The following is a 15,663-nucleotide window of genomic DNA, read 5'->3' as shown; positions in this document are numbered from 1 at the left end:
AACCGCTACAGCGGGTTAAGTACACTGTGTCGGCTGGTGGTGGCCGTCCGAATGCGTCCGCCCTACCGCCACTCTTCGAGGCGCACCGACCCGGTGGCCTGAATCCAGGCGGTGTCGTGCTGGGTGTCGTAGATAATCTCGGCCGTCTCGGTCGTAATGTGGCTGTACCGGTCGTAGTCGTCTCGTTCGGGGGTCCTTATCGACTGGTCGTCCGCCGGCTCGCTCGTTGTGGTGTCCATGGTGTATCTGTCTGTGGCTAGGTAACCGACGGGACTGTATAGCTCCGCGGTAACGGTACTGTTACCTGCCTGACCGGTCAACGTAGGGGGATATTACCCTTGGTAAACGCCGTTGCTCCGCACGGGTTCGCGTCGGGAGGGGGCGGCGTCCGGGGTCTCGGCGACCGGTGGCCTGACTGGCGGGAGTATGTCCGTCATACTTGCCGGCTCGTTCGCCTGAGCGCCGGATGGACCGTCATCCGCCCCGACGCTGTACGGCGCCCGTCAGGTCGCTCGACAGGCCGGTCCCCGCAAGCGAAATGACTTTCCTCGGCCGCGGACAAAACACGGTATGCCAGTCACTGACGAACGGGACCTCAGGGAGATACTCGCGCTGGACCGCGTCGCCGTCGTCGGCTGCTCGGCGACCCCCGGGAAGGACGCCCACGAGATACCGAAGTACCTCCTCGACCACGGGTACGACGTCGTCCCCGTCAACCCCTACGCCGACGAGATATTCGGCCGGGAGTGTTACGACAGCCTGGCCGACGTCCCCGGCGAGGTGGACATCGTCGACGTCTTCAGACCGAGCGAGGAAGTCGCCGGCATCGTCGACGACGCCCTCGCCAGGGACGACGACGCCGTCATCTGGCTCCAGTTGGGTATCCACGACGACGAGGCGGTGGCCCGCGCCGAGGCGGCCGGCCGACGCGTCGTCCAGGACCGGTGTATGAAACCGACCCATCAGTCACTGCTCGGGTGAGACACCGGCGGGGCGACCGGTTCAGTCCCTCGTCTACGCGTAGACTCCCCGTTTAGATGGCACAGGGCGGTGACGACTGTCTACCCCGCAGGCGGCCGACTCTCCGCGGGCGGAGAGCCCAACTGTTTTCCTCGCTGGCGGCCTCCCCACGGATATGAACGCAGACGAAGTCGCGGCCATCATCGAGCGGGAGATTCCCGAGGCGACGGCGACGGTGACCACGCCGCGCGACCCCGACGACGACAAGCACTACGCGGTCGACGTGGTCTCGCCGGCCTTCGACGGGAAGTCCCTCGTCGACCAGCACCAGCTCGTTCACGACGCGCTCGGGGACCACCTCACCAGGGACATCCACGCCATCGAACTGACCACCGACACGCCGGAGTGAGCGGTACGCATTTCCCTGCCGACGCTTAAGGGAGTCCATGAGCTTCGAACCCGAGACGCTCTCGCCCGAAGAGGCCCAGGCGAACGTCGAAGAGACAATCGAGAACAACGACGTCGCGCTGTTCATGAAAGGCACCGAGATGATGCCCCAGTGTGGCTACTCGCGGAAGGCGCTGGGGCTCATCGGGCAGTATCGTGACGACGTAGCGACGGTGAACGTCCTGACGGCCACGGAGGCCTACCGGGAGGCCCTCTCGGAGTACAGCGGGCGCGAGACCGTTCCCCAGACGTTCGTCGACGGCGAGTTCGTCGGCGGCAGCGACATCTTAGAACAGCTCGACGACAGCGGCGACCTCGCCGAGACGCTGAACGCGTAACTACTCCTCGTCCCGCATATCGCCGAGTTTGTCGACGAGGTCGCTTGTCGACCCCTCGACTTCGAAGGAGACGTCCCCGTCGTGTTCGTTCTCGTGGACGGCGACGCCCTCGCTGTCGTCCGCGTCCACGTCTTGGTCCTTCTGCTCGGACTCGTCGTAGCTACCAAAACCCATGTGTAATAGACGTAGCGACAGTCACTAAAGTGACTCGGTAGTCACGGCTTTCGCGGCGTGGTATCGCGTGGCTCGGCAACTGCGCCGTTCGCGGCGTGACAGTGAGTGACAGCATCCCTCCCCGGGAGGGGAAGTTTCTTATCTGTGGTTGTCTTTCGGCTAGGTACCGACATTCGATAGCCGTTCGTCTTCGAGCGGCCGAATCTCCCAACCGTCGCTTTCCCACATTCATGAGTACTGCAGACGAGACCTTAGAGAAGATCAAAGCACAGGTCGAGGCGGAGACGCCCGACGACATCACAATCGCATCTGTCTCCTTCGAGGGGCCGGAGCTGGTTATCTACACGCCCGAGGCCAAGGAGGTCGCTACCCGTGACGGTATCGTCCGGAACCTGGCACAGACGCTGCGAAAGCGCATCAACGTCCGCCCGACGCAGGACGCCCTGGTCCCCCAAGCCGAGGCCGAGAGCGTCATCGAGAGCACCATCCCCGAGGACGCCGGCGTCCAGAACCTGGACTTCGACGGCGACACCGGCGAGGTGTTCATCGAGGCCGAGAAACCCGGCCGTGTCATCGGTCGCCACGGCGAGACGCTGGACCAGATATCCGCAAACGTCGGCTGGACCCCCGAAGTGGTCCGGACGCCGCCGATGGAGTCAAACACCGTCTCGAACGTCCGCAACTTCCTGAAACAGGAGCGCAACGAGCGCCGGGACATCCTGGAGCGGGTCGGCCGCCAGATAAACCGGCCCGAGACTGCCGACGACGACTGGGTCCGTCTGACGACGCTTGGCTGCTGTCGCGAGGTCGGCCGCGCCTCCTTCATCCTCTCGACGCCCGAGTCGCGCATCCTCATCGACTGCGGCGACAAGCCCGGCGCCGAGGGCGAGGTCCCCTACCTCCAGGTGCCCGAAGCGCTCGCGGCGGGCCCCAACTCCATCGACGCCGTCGTTCTGACACACGCCCACCTGGACCACTCGGCGCTCATCCCAATCCTGTTCAAGTACGGCTACGACGGCCCGATATACACTACCGCGCCGACGCGGGACATGATGGGGCTGCTCCAACTGGACTACCTGGACGTGGCCGCGAAGGAGGGGCGGGCCCCGCCCTACGAGAGCCAGCAGGTCCGGGACGCGCTGAAACACACGATTCCGCTGGAGTTCGGCAACGTCACCGACATCGCGCCCGACATCAAGCTCACGATGCACAACGCCGGGCACATCCTCGGTTCCGCGGTGTGTCACTTCCACATCGGCGAGGGGCGGTACAACGTCGCCTTCTCCGGGGACATCCACTACACGGACACGCGCTTGCTCGACGGCGCGGTCAACGACTTCCCCCGCGTGGAGACGCTCATCCTCGAATCGACCTACGGCGGGAAAGACGACTACCAGACCGACCAGGAGGACTCCGAGCGCGTGCTCAAACGCGTCATCAACGAGGCCTACGAGAAGGAGGGGAAGATTCTGATTCCCGCCTTCGCCGTCGGGCGCTCGCAGGAGCTCATGCTCGTCCTGGAGGAGGCGATGTCGTCGGGCGACATCCCGACGATGCCGGTGTATCTGGACGGGATGATACGGGAGGCGACGGCCATCCACACCGCCTATCCGGAGTACCTCCGCGAGAGCCTGCGTGACCGAATCCTCTATCAGGACGACAACCCCTTCCTCGCCGACCAGTTCCAGCAGGTCGACGGCGGCGACGACATGCGACAGGACATCGTCGACGACGAGCCGGCCATCATCCTCACCACCTCGGGGATGGTCACCGGCGGGCCCGTCATGTCCTGGCTCCGCCTGCTGGGCGCGGACCCGGACAACACGATGGTGTTCGTCGGCTACCAGGCCGAGGGGACGCTGGGCCGGCAGATTCAGCGCGGCCAGGACGAGATCACGATGTCCGACAAGAGCGGGCCGCGCGCCGAGCGCGTGAGCCTGAACATGGACATCGAGACGGTCGACGGCTTCTCCGGCCACGCCGACCGCCAGGGCCTGGAGACGTTCGTCGAGACGATGCACCCGCGTCCCGAGAAGGTCCTCTGTGTCCACGGCGACGAGAGCTCGACCAATCAGCTCTCCTCGGCGCTGTACCAGAAGTTCAACATGCGGACGTTCAACCCGAAGAACCTCGAGACGTTCCGCTTCGTCTGATTCACGTCTCGTCGTCGATGTTGAGCGCCTTCCGGAGCCGGGCGCTGATGACCTGATCGACGATGCCCATCAGCTGTTTGTCGTCGGTGGTGTACCCCGAGAAGATACCCAGCCCCACGGTCCCGCCGGCCATCTCCCGGTGCCCGCCGGCGCTGCCGACGTCGTCGAAGGCGTCGTGGAGGACAGCGCCCATATGCACCCGCGAGTCGGTCGACCGTGCGCTTATCTGAATCGTGTTCTCGACGAGCCCGAAGACGATGGCCGTCTCGATGCCCTCCAGGTTCATCAGGTAGTCGGCCGCCTGTGGGAGCGCGTCGCGCTCGCTGGTCCGACCGACCTGGGAGATGAGCACCGACCCCGTGACCCGCCGGTTCTCGATGGCGTGGCTGATGGTGTCGACGGTCGCGCTGCTGACGGCGGGGTTGGACAGCTGGCGGACCAGCCCCATCTCGCAGTACTCGTGGAGGTAGGCGGCGGCCTCGTACTCCCTGGAAGTGACCCCGCGCAGGAAGTCGAGCGTCTCCCGGCGGATGGCAAAGAGGAGGGCGGTGGCGACGCGGGGGCTCGGCTCCATCGGAAGCGCCCGGACGTACTCGGTCAGAATCGTCGCGGTCGCCCCGACAGTCTCCTGACTGTCGACGAACCTGGCGGAGACATCCTCGACCGGGTGGTGGTCGATAACGATGTCGATATCCGTGTCGGACGGAATCCGGTTGTTCTCGCCGGCTATCGAGTGGTCCACGAGAGCGAGCAACCCGTCGGGCGGTCGGTTCCGGACCATGTCGATGCGGAACGGCTCCAGCTCGATGTCGAGCAAGTTCACGAGTGCGCGGTTCTGCTGGTGTGATATCTCCCCGCTGTAGAGGATGTGTCGCTCGTCGATGCCAGCGGCGGCGGCGATGGTGCCCAGGCCGACGGCGCTGGCCAGGCAGTCCGGGTCCGGGTTGTCGTGACAGACGACAGTGAGCGTCTCGCTGTCGTCCAGTAGGTCCCAGAGCCGCTGTGGACCGCTCACCGAGAGTTCCGTGTCGGGAGTCATCTGCGGGGGTGGCCGACAGCTGGCTCGCGGCCGGGGACTGCCTGTGCCACGCGAAAAGGTTGGGACTCGGACATAATAAACCCGGTCTCCGTGAGCGCGCCGACGCGCTGTTGCCCTCCGGACCAGGCGCGGCTTACCGCTTCCAGCGTCGCGATACCGGCCACGACCGCCGGTTCGACAGGCGTACCAAAACGTGCGTCCGGACTGCTCCCGCCGTGACGGGGACACGACACGTCGAGGGAGTCGTTCGGAACACACCGATAGCCGGCCCGGACAGGGGGCGCTGAGCCGGGGCGGTGTCAGTCGCGCTGCTCGTTTACCGTCAGCACCGGGACCTCGGAGCGTCTGACGAGCGCTTCCGCGGTGCTCCCGAGCAGGACCCTGTCCAGTCCGGTCCGGCCGCGGGTCCCCATCACCACGAGGTCGATATCGTGGTCCGTGGCGTACTCCAGCAGGTCCTCTTTGGGCCGGCCCGTACGGACCTCGGTCACGGCGTCGACACCCGCGGCCTCGGCCTCGCGTGCGACGGCCTCGGTGGCGTCCGTCGCGGCGCCTTCGAGCTCGGTGAGCAAGTCCTGCGGGACGGCGATGTCGGTCCCGGTAGCGATGTCGCCGACGTTGACGACGCTGACGGCGTGTATCGTGCTCCCGAAGGCGTCGGCCACCGAGACCGCGTGTGCCACCGCGGCCGCCGCCCGCTCGCTCCCGTCCGTCGGCACGAGTATGTCCCCGTAACCACTGCCTACCGCGCTGGCCGCCGTCGCCCGCACCGTCACCACGGGGACCGGCGACAGCCGCAACACACGCTCGGCCACGCTCCCGGTGAGATAGCGACGCAGCCCGCTCCGGCCGTGGGTCCCCATTACCACGAGGTCGATATGGTTGTCCTCGACGTATTCGAGTATCCCCTCCGACGGGGTGCCCGTCCCGACCGACGTCTCGACGGGCACGTCCATGTTGGCCTCGCGCTCCGCCAGCGCCTCCCGCTGGTCGGCCATCTGTCGCTCGACGTAGTCCCCGTCGATGCCGCCCGCCGAGAACGGGCCCGCGGCCGCCTTGACGTCGACGACCGTGAGCAGGTGGACTGTCGCGTCGAACGCCTCGGCGAGTAGCACCGCGTGGTCGACCCCGCGTTCGGCGTGCGCGCTCTCGTCGACGGGCACGAGAATGTTGTCGTACATTGTCGGGCGATTGGACCGCTTGACCCATAGTTGTGGCTGTCCCGACGGCGTCGACACCGGCCTCAGGCTGTTAGCCCAGGACGCCAGCAGTCGGGGGCGCGGCGTCAGTCCACAGCCCGGAAGACCCGCACCGTGTCGCGTTTCCGCTCGGCGGACTCCACCTCGTCGAACCCGAGGTCGGTAAACACTGCCCGCCAGTCCCGGTAGTACAGCGGCAGCTGGTCGTCGACGTGGTTGGCCGTGCCGTACTCGCCGCTCTCGTTCTCGACGGTGATGAGCAGGTCGCTCGTGACGCGGGCCAGCTCCTCGAACACCCAGGTCTCGTCGGGATGGATGTGCTGGAGTGTCTCGACGGAGAAGGCGGCGTCGAAGGCGTCCGTCTCGACGTCGTCCAGGTACGCCTCGATGGTGACCGCGTGGAACTCCCCCTCGGCCGCGAGTTCGGGGTACGTCTCGTCCAATACGTCGAGGGCGTCGGCGTTGACGTCGACGCCGGCCAGGTCGGTGAACCCGGCCTCGGCCAGCGCTGCGAGGTGGCGGCCGACGCCACAGCCGACCTCAAGCACGCGTGGGTCCGTACCGCAGTGTGTCCCGATTTTCGCCCGTACTAGCTCGCTCGTCTCGTCCGGGCCGTAGTGGGCGTAGTACGTCGGCGAGTACTCGCCGGACCGGTCGGCCCACGCCTCACGGACGTCATTAGAATCCACGTTCGGTGAGGGGACTCGGGGCGTATAGGTGTACCGACACGAGCGTTACAGCTCGACCGTCTCCAGGTCCGACTCAAGCGTGTCGACGTAGTCGTTGTACGCCTCGACGAAGGCCGAAAACAGCGGCGCGTACTCGCGGATATCGGCCGCCGACGGCGGCTCGTACTGCGAGAGGAGGTAGAGCCCGCCGGTGCCGCCGACCCGGAGGTAGGACGCCCCGTCTCGGTCCCACTTCAGTTCCCAGCGGGTCCCGTCGACCCGCTCGGTGAACGTCCCGTAGTCCCCGCCCTCGTAGCGGTGGAGCTGTCCGGCGATGCGGTCACAGACCTCGCGTATCCGGTCCAGCACGCGGTCGCGCTCGGCGACGACGCCGTCGGTGGTCGCCACCTCGGGAAAGTCCGTCGCCACGTCGTCGAGGACGCCCTCGTGTGTCGCGACGAAGTCCTCGAAGCCGGCGACGAAGGCGTCGTAGTCCCTGAGCGCGTCGGCCAGTGCCCCGGGCTCGGGGGGTTGCTTGGTCGAGATGACGTACACCTCGTCGCCACGGCCCGGGTCGTAGCGGAGATACTCCAGGTCCCCGCCCTCGTACTTGACGGTCCACTCGGCCCGGTCGGTCTCGATGGTCGCCGAGCCGTAGTCGCCCCCCTGAAGTCGGGCCAGCTGGTAGGCTATCTGTCCCGCGTGGTCCCGCACCGCAGCGACTATCTCGTCGCGACGGTCTGCGACCGCCGATGCGTCGGCGGGGTCTGCCGGTGGCCACTCTGTCACATCTGCTCCAGTGCCCCGACGGAGATAACTGTGGGGGCTGTGGCTCTTGGCGAAGTCACGGGCGCTGTTACCGCCAACTGTCCCGAACTGTCAGCGTCCGCAGTGCCGACCGGCTCAGAACGTCCAGCCGTCAGAATCGACAACCGCCGGGGGTCACACGAGCGGGCTGGCCCGAGGCGGGCCGTGCCGACTCCCGCGGCTCCGATGGCTACTCTCGGGGTTCGCGGTCGGCCGGGCTGGGGTCTTCGAGGTGTTCGGTGAGCCACCCGAGGTCCGCGCCGTCTGTCGCGGGGTTGTCCATGGCTTTGAGGAGTTCGTCCGAGGCTACCACCGTCGTGTAGAGGTCACAGACCAGTCCCTTCAGCACGTCCGGGTCGTCCGGAAGGTCCTCCGGGTTGAGTTCCGCGGGGAGTTCGTCGTTCATGTGCCTGAGAACGGATGGGGAGGGCAAAAAGTTAGCGTCGACTGGGATGAGCCCGCGGTAACCGTCCACGAGATCTTCATCGAAGGGGTAGAAAATCGGTCACAAACTGACCGAAGGATGGGTTAATTCGTTCGAGGACAACGGGGCCTGTCTCGTTCGTACTGACGAACGTCTCGTCATCTCTGGCGCTCGCAGAATCACGGGCGCTGAGGGATTTGAACCCCCGACGGTTTGGTCCGAAGCCAAGCACTCTGTCCAGGCTGAGCTAAGCGCCCTGTGTACAACAATAGACCGACGGTCCGGTTTAAACCAACCGATTCGCCCCGGCGATGTGGGTCCGACACACTGTGGGGAATCTGACACGGGAAGGAACGACGGACCGGTCGCTCTGTGGTAAATTACGCTTATTGCAGTCGAAAAATTTTTGTGTGTATCGGCGACAGGTTCAGATACTCTCGACCCGACCGCTCTCCGCTCTATGTATGAACTAGGCCCCCCGTTCAGCGGCGTATCGGTTCCTCCGGGGACGAACATCCTGCTTTCGGGACCGCCACTCACCGGGAAGCGCTCCTTGGCCATGGAGGCACTCGCCGTGGGCGCCCGGCGCGGCCACGGGACGATTATCGTCTCGACCCGCGACAGCGTGGCCCGCATGCGGGATGTGTTTGACGCACTGACCGGGGAGGAAGCGGAGGTCGCCGTCGTCGATGCGGTCACCGAGCACATCGGCAAGTCCACCGATGCCGATATGACGAAGTCCGTGCCGTCCCCGCGGGACATCGGCGAAATCGGCGTCAAGTCCTCGGAGTTCATCCAGACGTTCTACACGGAGCAACGGCGCGAGCACAACCGCGTCATGGTCGATTCGCTGACGACGCTGTTGCTGTATACGAACCTCAGGACGGTGTTCCGGTTTCTCCACGTGTTCACCTCCCGCGTCGAGAACGTCGACGGGCTTGGGCTGTACACCGTCGAGTCAACGGCCCACGACACCGAGGCCCTGTCCATGCTGGGACAGCTGTTCGACGCCACTCTCGATGTCGCTGCAGACGGGACAGCGACGTTTACGCTGCCCGACGGGGACGTTCGGACGGCGACGCTCGACGGAGCCGAGTGAAACGAGCGACGACCGAATATCCAGTGCTGGCGTGCGACCGGGGGTTATCGGCTATCCTAGTCGGTCGTGTCCGGCGCGGGCTGCTCGCTCTCGGCCGACTCGCCGTCTGCCGGCGCCTCGGCGTCCTCGATGACTGCATCGGTGAGAATCGCGTCCGTGTCGAGTCCCTGCTCCTCGGCGATGGCTTCCAGGAGCGCCCGCTGTTCCGTCTGCTCCTGGTCGATACGCTCGGTGCGGTCGCTGGTCTCCTCGACCGTGTCCCGGAGTTCCTGGAGTTGCTGTTTTTGCTCGTTCAGTTTCGTGTAGAGGTCGTCGGCCATGTCGGTGACCTTCTGGAGCTTCTTCGCTGTGGAACCAAGGCCCATGCCAGGCCGTATGTCCAGGGGCCATTTGCCGGTTTCGCTCGATACTCGCCGGCGTAACGTCGCTGTTAAGGCGTCCGCGGTCCCAGCGCGGGTATGAACGGGCTTCGGACCGGCCCGACGGTCGGTATCGTCGGGTGTGTCGCGTACCTGCTGACGCTGGTCGCGCCGTATCTCATCGTCGAGACGACCAGTGCCGTGGGCGCGTACTACGGCGCGGGGGCGCTCTCACCGGCGGTGGCGGCCGTCCTCGCTCTGCTCAGTATCATCCTGCTGGCCTCCGGGCGCGAGGGGCGGACCGACCCCAGCCTCGCCGCCGGCGCCGCACTGATGCTGGGACTTTTCGTCGTCGGAGTGAGCCTGGTGTGGGCGACGACGGTGCCGACCAGTCTGGTGCTGGGACTGACCGAGTCGACGCTCATCGAACAGCACCGCTGGGTCGTGGTGGGCGTCGCCGCTCCGATTCCGCTGGGCGCCGCCTGGTTCGCCGCCGCGCTCGACCTGTTCTGAGCCGTCCGTGGGCGACGCGGCCGTCGCCCTGCGGTTCCCCAGTTCCGAAAGGCCCTTATGCGACGGTGGCGGATTCTCGGATGGACTAGGTCGGGGGGTTTGGCCCCCCTCTGTACCCGCAGTATGGTCATCAGCGGGGACCGAACCCGGGGGCGTCCGGTCAGACGGACGCGGACCCCGTGAGCCAACGTGGAAGCCTCGTCCCGCGGGGACGGCGGTCCACGCGGTCGCATCTGCAGGGATGCGCCCGTGTGGTTAAACGATGGCACTCCGCCAGGCACGGAAGTGAGCAGCGGACCATCGAACACCCGTCGCTCGTGGGGTCGCGGGGTGGAGGAGGCAAACGGGATTACCCGCGCCCGAACGCCGGGCAATCCCGGTGTCCGTTCCATTCATACCACTTTTTGCACCGTCGTGAGCGCCGCAGCGCGGCGCTCACTCGGGCAAAAACCTGGGGAAAAATCGCGTCTTCGCCTCCCGTCGCACGCCTGCGGCGTGCGGTAGTCGGCTCGCCGCGGTCGAACCGGCTCGCTACGCTCGCCGGATGCTAACTACAAATACCGTGACTTTGTTCAGGAGTACATAGCCTGCCCTTCCCCGGGTCGCGACACAGAGGTCGCTCCCGGCCTGTCCGCTGGCGTGACCGTAGAATCACCACTGGTGTCCGTGAGAACGCCTTTGAGGTTTGCTGTGGAAAGGTCACGCATGGACCGCCCTGTCCACTACGTGCTCGCTGTCCTGTTTGCCGGCGCACTCACCGGTCTCGTCGCGCTGACGGCCCGCTCGGTTACCACATTGCTGGGAATCTTCGTTACGTACACCCTCACAGCCGCGCTCTGTTTCCGCTATCCGACACTAGTCTGGGGGGACGCGACAGCGTCGGCCCCCTCCGGTGTCTTCGGCGGCGGCGCGGTGTTCGGCGGAATGATGCTCGGAAGCGCCGCCGGGGCTGATTTCCAGTTCGGGGCTGCGATGCTCGGGCTCGGACTGGCCGGTTTCGGGCTGGCGACCGGCTACTGGATGGCCGATAGCAGTGACGTGTCACCGGCGGCATCGGTCGACGCCGAGGCCTGAGCGAACCCGCCACTCCTGACAGGGGTGTGCCGCCACGGCTCTTGCAATCTAGAACATCGGCTCACCGGCCGTCATCCTTCGGCGTGTAGCGACGGCCACAGTCCCCACAGCGGTAGACTGCTCGCCAGCCGCCTCCCGTCTCGTATCGCTTCGTGTATGCGTCGACCGCGCCACAGTCCGGACAGCGTTTCGGTGGCTTCGCCTCTGGCTCACCCATGCGTGGAACTGCAGAGTCGGTACTGTAAGCGTGTGGTGGTCACAGCGGCAGGGCCGTGAGCGCGCTCCGTCGCGCGAAGACGGGGAAGGGTAGGCTGTCGCAAAAAGTATCCGGCGGCGGAGCCGCCGGTTCGACCGCGGCGCGCGGACTACGGCGCGCCTTCGGCGCGCCACAGGAGCACGCCGCGATTTTCCCACGTTTTTGCACGACTGAGAGCGCCTGCGGCGCTCGAAGGAGTTGCAAAAAGTGGGTGCCGTTTAGTCGTCCGCGGTGACGGGGCTGTCCATCCCGGCCATCTCCAGCCCGCCGCCGATGGTGCGGTTGGGGTAGGGGATGGTGATGTCCTCCTCGTCGAAGCGTTGCTTGACGGCCGTGACGAACTCGCCGCGGGTCCGAACCCAGTCGGCGCGGCTGGGGTCGTCGATCCAGATGCGGGACTGCAGGCCGACCGAGGAGTCGCCCAGTTCCGTGAGCCGCACGGACGGGGCGGGGTCCGCGAGGATGTCCTCGTGGGCCTCGGCCTCCTCCATGATGATGTCGGTGGCCTGGTCGATGTCGTCGTCGTAGCTGATACCGAAGAGGAACTTCAGGCGGAGCTGGTCCTTGGCGACGGGGTTCTTGATGACGTCGTCGGTCAGGTTCGAGTTCGGCACCGTCAGGAGCTCGTTGTCGAAGGTGCGAACGCGGGTGACCCGCAGGCTGATGTCCTCGACGACGCCGGAGCTGTTGTCCCACTCGATCCAGTCGCCGATGCGGAACGGCTTGTCGGTGAAGATGAAGACGCCGGCGACGAAGTTCTTCAGCACGTCCTGCATGGCGAAGGCGATGCCGAGCGTCGCGGCGGCGCCGATGGTCGCGAGCGCCGTCAGGAAGTTCCCGAAGCCGGCCATGCCGAAGGCGACGGCGACGGCGACAAACAGCATGAGAATGCTCGCGACCTTCTGTATCGGCTTCCGGGCGTGCGCGTCGAGGTCGCGCCGCGCCAGCGACCGGTCGAGGATAGGGGTGACGACGACCTTGCTGACCAGGTAGACGACGACAAAGGCCCCGACGAACACGATGGCGCTCGCTATCGTGTCGGCCACGCCGGCGGGGAGGAAGTCGTCGAGTATCGCGGCGATTGCCGGGACCTGCATTATCGCTCGAACACCGCCGTGTGTCCGCGGACCTGTGCCACGTCGGCCGAGACGCGGTCGGCCAGTTCGTCCGCCAGTTCCCCACTCGTGGTGCCGCCCCGAGCCGCGCGCAGGAACTTCACTTTCACGAACTGGTTGTCCTCGAGCTGGCTGTCGAGTTCGTCCACGACGGACTCGACGCCCTTCTTGCCGACCCGGAGGGTCGCGTCCAGGTCGTGTATCCGCTGGTCTCTAGATTTCGATGGCATACGTCCACTGGACTGTGGAATTATTTAAATCCCGTACCAACGCTTATGCGTAGGGATAGCGTGACTGTGACCCGCACTCACAGGTGACGACGACGTGGCCCGACTGCGTGCGAACGCGGGCGTTGTCCCCGGGGACGAGGAAGGCGTCGCAGGCGCGACAGATGGAGTGGGAGAACCCTTTCGGGAGCCGGAGTCGGTGGCGCTCGGCGATGCGGCGGGCGCGGCGGACGTACTCGCGGGCCCGCTCGTCGCGCCCCTCGCTGACGGCCTCGCGGGCCATCGACTGCAGGCGTTCGATGCGCTCGCGGGCGATGGTCTCCTCGTCGGTCATCGGCGGTACTCGGGTTGGGGAGGGCAAACGCCTTCCGGACGACGACGGCCGCGAGCCGATATCGTTTTGCTCGCGGCCGGTGAGCGACCGGTCGTGCGCGTCCTCAACTATCTGGAACTCGAAGACCGGCTCGACCGGTCCGGTATCGCCACTTCGGTCGACCACCAGCGACGGGCGCTGGCCGACGCCGGCGTCGACGTGGTGACGACGCCCTGGACCGACGGCCATCCGGGCTGGGCCGTCGGCGGGAAGCTGGCGTTCGACGACCCGGTCTTCGAGAGCTACGACGTCGCCCACTGCAACATGATCGGGCCGGGGTCGGTCGCGGTGGCCCGCCACGCGAACCGCAACGGCATCCCGCTCGTCCTCCACGCTCACGTCACCCGCGAGGACTTCAAGGGGAGCTTCCGCGGGTCGAACCTCGTCGCACCGGCGCTGGGCGAGTATCTCAAGTGGTTCTACTCGCAGGCCGACCAGGTACTCTGTCCCTCCGAGTACACGAAGGGCGTCCTCGAAGACTACCCCGTGGACGCGCCCATACAGCCGGTCACGAACGGCATCGACACCGAACCCCTGCAGGGGTTCGAGGCGTACCGCGAGGAGTACCGCGACCGCTACGACCTCGACGGGATGGTCGTCTTCGCCGTCGGCAGCGTCTTCGAGCGCAAGGGGCTGACGACGTTCTGTGAACTCGCTCGGGAAACCGACTACGACTTCGCCTGGTTCGGCACCTACGACGACGGGCCACAGGGTTCGGCGGCGGTCCGAAAGTGGACCGGCGACCCGCCCGAGAACGTCACGTTCACCGGCTGGGTCGAGGACATCCGCGGGGCCTACGGGGCCGGCGACGTGTTCTGCTTCCCGTCGAAGGTCGAGAACCAGGGTATCGTCGTCCTGGAGGCGATGGCCTGTGGGAAAGCCGTCGTCCTCTCGGACATCCCGGTGTTCCGGGAGTACTACGAGGACGGCCACGACTGCCTCATCTGCAGCGACCGCCGGGAGTTCCGCGAGGCGCTCGAACGGCTCGAAGCGAACCCGGACCTGCGGGACCGGCTCGGGGAGAACGCCAGGGAGACGGCCCGCGAACACGGGCTCGACCGCGTCGGCGACCGGCTGGTCGAAGTGTACGAGGGGCTGGTCTAGGGGCTCTCAGCCGGCCGAACGGACGGCTCAACCTCGGCCGTACGCTGCCAGATGAGCGCTACGAGCGCGGTACCGGCGAGGACGAAACCACCGGCGACGCCGAAGGCGAGCGTGAAGCCGTAGCCGCCGAGCCACCCCCCGAGCACCGAACCGACGCCGGTCGCGAGCCCGGACAGCGCGGTGTACAGGCCCAGCGCCTCGCCCCGAATCGCGGGGGGCGCGAGCCGGCTGACGATGGCCGCGGCGGTGATGGCGACGACGGCCCACGCGACGCCGATGGCGGTGAAGAGAACGCCGTTAGCGACCAGCCCGAGGACGCCGGCGGGGACCGCGAGCCCGACGACGGCGACCGACGGGTGGAGGACTGCGCGGCCGAGCAGGCTCACGGTCTGCAGGCCGACGGCGTCGTACCGCTCGGCGAGCCGCCCGGCGAGGCCGTAACACAGCGCCGAGCCCAGGCTGGAGAGCAGATACAGCCCGAAGACGACCCCGGAGCCGTAGCCGAGCGTGCCGGCCAGATACGACGGCAGCGGCCCCCAGAACACTCCGAAGCCGGTGAAGACGGCCAGGACGGCGACGAAGTACAGCGACAGCGACGGCGTGAGCCGGCCGGCGAGCTGTCGGGGGTGAAGCGACCGGGTGAGCCAGTAGAGCCGTCCCGGTCCGACGGGGAAGGTCGCGCTGCGCACCGGGAGCCGGCGCGATCGGGCGAGCGCGCGGGCGATGCGGCCGGCCCGGGGCTGGCCCCCCGCCGCCGGCTGTGCTGGGAGCCACTTCGCGGCGAGCCCGGCCGAGAGAACCGTGATACCGGTACAGGCCCACAGCAGCGTCCGCTGGGCACCGACGACGCCGAGGGGAGCCGAGAGCAGCCCCGTCCACGCTAACCCGAGGACGAGGCCCCCGGCCCACCCCCAACCCTGGTACCGGTTGAGGGCGGCAAAGCGGCCGGGCCAGTCGCGTTCGGGCGAGCCGACCGTGACCAGCAGCGTCAGCACCGGGGCGGCCGCGCCGGCGGCGAACCAGAGGACGGCGTTGCCGGCGATGACGACGGGGACCGACCGGGTCGCCGCGACGGCCGCGATAGCGGCGGCGGCCAGCCCGAGCGCGACGAGGACGAGCGACCGCCTGTTGCCGCCGCCGTCGGCCAGCCGACCGAAGAGGAGCGCGGCCGGCGCGCCGGCCGCGGCGGCGGTCCCGGCCAGCACCCCGAGCAGTAACGTGGTGCCGCCGATACTGACGAAGTAGAGCGGAATCAACAGGGAGGTCGCGCCGAACGCGACCGACCCCAGCGCCCAGGCCACCAGCCACCGGTCACGTCCCATTGGCTGTTGCTC

At 67.0% G+C, this 15,663-nt stretch carries 21 protein-coding genes, 1 tRNA gene and 1 other RNA gene; 9 read left to right on the top strand and 14 right to left on the bottom strand.

Annotated features, from left to right (window positions below; genetic code table 11):
• Positions 1-62: 62 nt before the first annotated feature.
• Positions 63-239: a DUF7331 family protein gene (locus NJQ98_RS11400; protein WP_262178664.1), complete on the bottom strand. Its 177-nt coding sequence runs from the start codon at positions 237-239 to the stop codon at positions 63-65.
• A gap of 331 nt (positions 240-570) precedes the next feature.
• Between NJQ98_RS11400 and NJQ98_RS11395 the strand changes: the two genes are divergently transcribed.
• The 3 genes from NJQ98_RS11395 to NJQ98_RS11385 all read left to right on the top strand — a co-directional run bounded on the left by NJQ98_RS11395 (position 571) and on the right by NJQ98_RS11385 (position 1,745).
• Positions 571-981, top strand: a complete 411-nt coding sequence (locus tag NJQ98_RS11395) for a CoA-binding protein (RefSeq protein WP_262178662.1) — start codon at positions 571-573, stop codon at positions 979-981.
• Between the two features lie 154 nt (positions 982-1,135).
• Positions 1,136-1,369, top strand: a complete 234-nt coding sequence (locus tag NJQ98_RS11390; protein ID WP_262178660.1) for a BolA/IbaG family iron-sulfur metabolism protein — start codon at positions 1,136-1,138, stop codon at positions 1,367-1,369.
• A 37-nt stretch (positions 1,370-1,406) separates the two neighbouring features.
• The gene (locus NJQ98_RS11385) at positions 1,407-1,745 is read left to right on the top strand and encodes a glutaredoxin family protein (RefSeq protein WP_262178659.1); all 339 of its coding nucleotides are present in this window, start codon (positions 1,407-1,409) and stop codon (positions 1,743-1,745) included.
• On the opposite strand, the gene NJQ98_RS11380 is transcribed toward NJQ98_RS11385, so the two are convergent.
• Complete coding sequence (locus NJQ98_RS11380) at positions 1,746-1,919, bottom strand: DUF5786 family protein (RefSeq protein ID WP_262178657.1); 174 nt, start codon at positions 1,917-1,919, stop codon at positions 1,746-1,748.
• 230 nt (positions 1,920-2,149) lie between these two features.
• Here NJQ98_RS11380 and NJQ98_RS11375 point away from each other — a divergent pair, with 230 nt between their 5' ends.
• Positions 2,150-4,072 (top strand): beta-CASP ribonuclease aCPSF1, encoded by a 1,923-nt coding sequence (locus tag NJQ98_RS11375; RefSeq protein ID WP_262178655.1) that lies wholly within the window; start codon positions 2,150-2,152, stop codon positions 4,070-4,072.
• Position 4,073: 1 nt separating this feature from the next.
• On the opposite strand, the gene NJQ98_RS11370 is transcribed toward NJQ98_RS11375, so the two are convergent.
• The 6 genes from NJQ98_RS11370 to NJQ98_RS11345 form a co-directional block, all read right to left on the bottom strand.
• Positions 4,074-5,111 carry a DHH family phosphoesterase gene (locus tag NJQ98_RS11370; protein WP_262178653.1) on the bottom strand — a complete coding sequence of 346 codons (1,038 nt, stop codon included), beginning with the start codon at positions 5,109-5,111 and terminating at the stop codon, positions 4,074-4,076.
• Between the two features lie 299 nt (positions 5,112-5,410).
• Positions 5,411-6,292 carry a universal stress protein gene (locus NJQ98_RS11365; protein ID WP_262178651.1) on the bottom strand — a complete coding sequence of 294 codons (882 nt, stop codon included), beginning with the start codon at positions 6,290-6,292 and terminating at the stop codon, positions 5,411-5,413.
• 104 nt (positions 6,293-6,396) lie between these two features.
• Positions 6,397-6,999 carry a class I SAM-dependent methyltransferase gene (locus tag NJQ98_RS11360; protein WP_262178649.1) on the bottom strand — a complete coding sequence of 201 codons (603 nt, stop codon included), beginning with the start codon at positions 6,997-6,999 and terminating at the stop codon, positions 6,397-6,399.
• A 45-nt stretch (positions 7,000-7,044) separates the two neighbouring features.
• Positions 7,045-7,767 (bottom strand): profilin-fold protein, encoded by a 723-nt coding sequence (locus NJQ98_RS11355; RefSeq protein ID WP_262178647.1) that lies wholly within the window; start codon positions 7,765-7,767, stop codon positions 7,045-7,047.
• 208 nt (positions 7,768-7,975) lie between these two features.
• Positions 7,976-8,191 carry a hypothetical protein gene (locus tag NJQ98_RS11350; RefSeq protein ID WP_262178646.1) on the bottom strand — a complete coding sequence of 72 codons (216 nt, stop codon included), beginning with the start codon at positions 8,189-8,191 and terminating at the stop codon, positions 7,976-7,978.
• Between the two features lie 200 nt (positions 8,192-8,391).
• A tRNA-Arg gene (locus NJQ98_RS11345) sits at positions 8,392-8,466 on the bottom strand.
• A 203-nt stretch (positions 8,467-8,669) separates the two neighbouring features.
• Between NJQ98_RS11345 and NJQ98_RS11340 the strand changes: the two genes are divergently transcribed.
• Positions 8,670-9,308, top strand: a complete 639-nt coding sequence (locus tag NJQ98_RS11340; RefSeq protein ID WP_348533563.1) for an RAD55 family ATPase — start codon at positions 8,670-8,672, stop codon at positions 9,306-9,308.
• A 56-nt stretch (positions 9,309-9,364) separates the two neighbouring features.
• On the opposite strand, the gene NJQ98_RS11335 is transcribed toward NJQ98_RS11340, so the two are convergent.
• The gene (locus NJQ98_RS11335; RefSeq protein WP_262178643.1) at positions 9,365-9,673 is read right to left on the bottom strand and encodes a DUF5798 family protein; all 309 of its coding nucleotides are present in this window, start codon (positions 9,671-9,673) and stop codon (positions 9,365-9,367) included.
• Between the two features lie 93 nt (positions 9,674-9,766).
• Between NJQ98_RS11335 and NJQ98_RS11330 the strand changes: the two genes are divergently transcribed.
• The 3 genes from NJQ98_RS11330 (at position 9,767) to NJQ98_RS11320 (ending at position 11,254) form a co-directional block, all read left to right on the top strand.
• Positions 9,767-10,180 carry a DUF7548 family protein gene (locus tag NJQ98_RS11330; protein WP_262178641.1) on the top strand — a complete coding sequence of 138 codons (414 nt, stop codon included), beginning with the start codon at positions 9,767-9,769 and terminating at the stop codon, positions 10,178-10,180.
• A 78-nt stretch (positions 10,181-10,258) separates the two neighbouring features.
• Positions 10,259-10,569, top strand: an RNA gene (gene ffs / locus NJQ98_RS11325) — signal recognition particle sRNA.
• Between the two features lie 316 nt (positions 10,570-10,885).
• Positions 10,886-11,254: a hypothetical protein gene (locus NJQ98_RS11320; protein WP_262178639.1), complete on the top strand. Its 369-nt coding sequence runs from the start codon at positions 10,886-10,888 to the stop codon at positions 11,252-11,254.
• 61 nt (positions 11,255-11,315) lie between these two features.
• Here NJQ98_RS11320 and NJQ98_RS11315 read toward each other — a convergent pair whose 3' ends face one another.
• The 4 genes from NJQ98_RS11315 to NJQ98_RS11300 form a co-directional block, all read right to left on the bottom strand.
• Positions 11,316-11,471 (bottom strand): hypothetical protein, encoded by a 156-nt coding sequence (locus NJQ98_RS11315; RefSeq protein ID WP_262178637.1) that lies wholly within the window; start codon positions 11,469-11,471, stop codon positions 11,316-11,318.
• Between the two features lie 257 nt (positions 11,472-11,728).
• The gene (locus NJQ98_RS11310) at positions 11,729-12,607 is read right to left on the bottom strand and encodes a mechanosensitive ion channel family protein (RefSeq protein WP_262178635.1); all 879 of its coding nucleotides are present in this window, start codon (positions 12,605-12,607) and stop codon (positions 11,729-11,731) included.
• Complete coding sequence (locus tag NJQ98_RS11305) at positions 12,607-12,855, bottom strand: YhbY family RNA-binding protein (protein WP_262178634.1); 249 nt, start codon at positions 12,853-12,855, stop codon at positions 12,607-12,609. The genes NJQ98_RS11310 and NJQ98_RS11305 overlap by 1 nt, the downstream gene beginning before the upstream one ends.
• A gap of 43 nt (positions 12,856-12,898) precedes the next feature.
• Positions 12,899-13,186: a ribonuclease P protein component 4 gene (locus NJQ98_RS11300; RefSeq protein WP_262178632.1), complete on the bottom strand. Its 288-nt coding sequence runs from the start codon at positions 13,184-13,186 to the stop codon at positions 12,899-12,901.
• A gap of 93 nt (positions 13,187-13,279) precedes the next feature.
• Between NJQ98_RS11300 and NJQ98_RS11295 the strand changes: the two genes are divergently transcribed.
• Positions 13,280-14,329, top strand: coding sequence for a glycosyltransferase family 4 protein (locus NJQ98_RS11295; protein WP_262178630.1), 1,050 nt, complete (start codon positions 13,280-13,282; stop codon positions 14,327-14,329).
• On the opposite strand, the gene NJQ98_RS11290 is transcribed toward NJQ98_RS11295, so the two are convergent.
• The gene (locus NJQ98_RS11290) at positions 14,326-15,651 is read right to left on the bottom strand and encodes an MFS transporter (RefSeq protein ID WP_262178628.1); all 1,326 of its coding nucleotides are present in this window, start codon (positions 15,649-15,651) and stop codon (positions 14,326-14,328) included. The genes NJQ98_RS11295 and NJQ98_RS11290 overlap by 4 nt on opposite strands.
• Positions 15,652-15,663: the final 12 nt, after the last annotated feature.

The organism is Haloarcula laminariae (assembly GCF_025457605.1).
In the GTDB taxonomy this organism is placed as follows: Archaea; Halobacteriota; Halobacteria; order Halobacteriales; family Haloarculaceae; genus Haloarcula; species Haloarcula laminariae.
This window is presented reverse-complemented; position numbering and strand designations above follow the sequence as displayed.

Coding starts and splice junctions, on each gene's coding strand:
- NJQ98_RS11400 (WP_262178664.1), bottom strand. CDS start 239: ATGGACACCACAACGAGCGAGCCGGCGGACGACCAGTCGATAAGGACC.
- NJQ98_RS11395 (WP_262178662.1), top strand. CDS start 571: ATGCCAGTCACTGACGAACGGGACCTCAGGGAGATACTCGCGCTGGAC.
- NJQ98_RS11390 (WP_262178660.1), top strand. CDS start 1,136: ATGAACGCAGACGAAGTCGCGGCCATCATCGAGCGGGAGATTCCCGAG.
- NJQ98_RS11385 (WP_262178659.1), top strand. CDS start 1,407: ATGAGCTTCGAACCCGAGACGCTCTCGCCCGAAGAGGCCCAGGCGAAC.
- NJQ98_RS11380 (WP_262178657.1), bottom strand. CDS start 1,919: ATGGGTTTTGGTAGCTACGACGAGTCCGAGCAGAAGGACCAAGACGTG.
- NJQ98_RS11375 (WP_262178655.1), top strand. CDS start 2,150: ATGAGTACTGCAGACGAGACCTTAGAGAAGATCAAAGCACAGGTCGAG.
- NJQ98_RS11370 (WP_262178653.1), bottom strand. CDS start 5,111: ATGACTCCCGACACGGAACTCTCGGTGAGCGGTCCACAGCGGCTCTGG.
- NJQ98_RS11365 (WP_262178651.1), bottom strand. CDS start 6,292: ATGTACGACAACATTCTCGTGCCCGTCGACGAGAGCGCGCACGCCGAA.
- NJQ98_RS11350 (WP_262178646.1), bottom strand. CDS start 8,191: ATGAACGACGAACTCCCCGCGGAACTCAACCCGGAGGACCTTCCGGAC.
- NJQ98_RS11340 (WP_348533563.1), top strand. CDS start 8,670: ATGTATGAACTAGGCCCCCCGTTCAGCGGCGTATCGGTTCCTCCGGGG.
- NJQ98_RS11335 (WP_262178643.1), bottom strand. CDS start 9,673: ATGGGCCTTGGTTCCACAGCGAAGAAGCTCCAGAAGGTCACCGACATG.
- NJQ98_RS11330 (WP_262178641.1), top strand. CDS start 9,767: ATGAACGGGCTTCGGACCGGCCCGACGGTCGGTATCGTCGGGTGTGTC.
- NJQ98_RS11320 (WP_262178639.1), top strand. CDS start 10,886: ATGGACCGCCCTGTCCACTACGTGCTCGCTGTCCTGTTTGCCGGCGCA.
- NJQ98_RS11315 (WP_262178637.1), bottom strand. CDS start 11,471: ATGGGTGAGCCAGAGGCGAAGCCACCGAAACGCTGTCCGGACTGTGGC.
- NJQ98_RS11310 (WP_262178635.1), bottom strand. CDS start 12,607: ATGCAGGTCCCGGCAATCGCCGCGATACTCGACGACTTCCTCCCCGCC.
- NJQ98_RS11305 (WP_262178634.1), bottom strand. CDS start 12,855: ATGCCATCGAAATCTAGAGACCAGCGGATACACGACCTGGACGCGACC.
- NJQ98_RS11300 (WP_262178632.1), bottom strand. CDS start 13,186: ATGACCGACGAGGAGACCATCGCCCGCGAGCGCATCGAACGCCTGCAG.
- NJQ98_RS11290 (WP_262178628.1), bottom strand. CDS start 15,651: ATGGGACGTGACCGGTGGCTGGTGGCCTGGGCGCTGGGGTCGGTCGCG.